Source organism: Ottowia cancrivicina (assembly GCF_029813755.1).
GTDB lineage: Bacteria > Pseudomonadota > Gammaproteobacteria > Burkholderiales > Burkholderiaceae_C > Ottowia > Ottowia massiliensis.
Genome location: NZ_JARVII010000087.1, coordinates 1 through 595, shown reverse-complemented (window position 1 = coordinate 595; position 595 = coordinate 1). Strand labels below are relative to the sequence as shown.

General features: G+C 41.0%; 1 protein-coding gene. It reads left to right on the top strand.

Annotated features, from left to right (window positions below; genetic code table 11):
* The first annotated feature begins 15 nt into the window (after window positions 1-15).
* The gene (locus QB898_RS13155) at window positions 16-564 is read left to right on the top strand and encodes a hypothetical protein (protein ID WP_279525313.1); all 549 of its coding nucleotides are present in this window, start codon (window positions 16-18) and stop codon (window positions 562-564) included.
* The last annotated feature ends 31 nt before the right edge of the window (window positions 565-595 follow it).

Sequence of the window (595 nt, the reverse complement as noted above, 5' to 3'; positions counted from 1 at the left end):
TTCTAAGGAGCAACCATGAAAGTCAATCAAAAATATATTTATGGGCGTTCCATCATAGGCATGCTATTTCTATCTATTGTTGCCTGCTTTCTGTCATATGCTGGAGTTATCAAACTGCGTGTCTTTTTGATGGACTGGGAAGTGAATCGTCTCTGCGCGAAGGAAGGCGGAATTCATATCTATGAAAAAGTTTATCTTCCGGGTGGCTATTCTGACTATTTGCCTGGGGCCTATCTTGATAATCGGAGCTGGCAGATCAACCGAATGGCAATCAAAAAAATATTTGGTAGATCTTTTGACTGCTCAGTTTCAAGCGAATATCCTATTTATGCTATAGATGGCTCTCAAACGCCAGTAGGAAAATCTAGCAATCCGATTTTATATAAGTACAGAGATTATGTGATGCGATGCAGCGATGGAAAGATACTCGGTGAATTCATTAAATATGGTCGATGGGGTGGACATGTTATTCCATTGCCAGTGCCTGACGATGCCTATGTCTGCAAAGTGTCGGGCGATAGACTGACCATGCTGGAAACGGTTTTTTCTAAGGAGCAACCATGAAAGTCAATCAAAAATATATTTATGGGCGTTC

Excerpts from the sequence above, each read along its gene's own strand:
- QB898_RS13155 (WP_279525313.1), top strand. The coding sequence starts at position 16 with ATGAAAGTCAATCAAAAATATATTTATGGGCGTTCCATCATAGGCATG.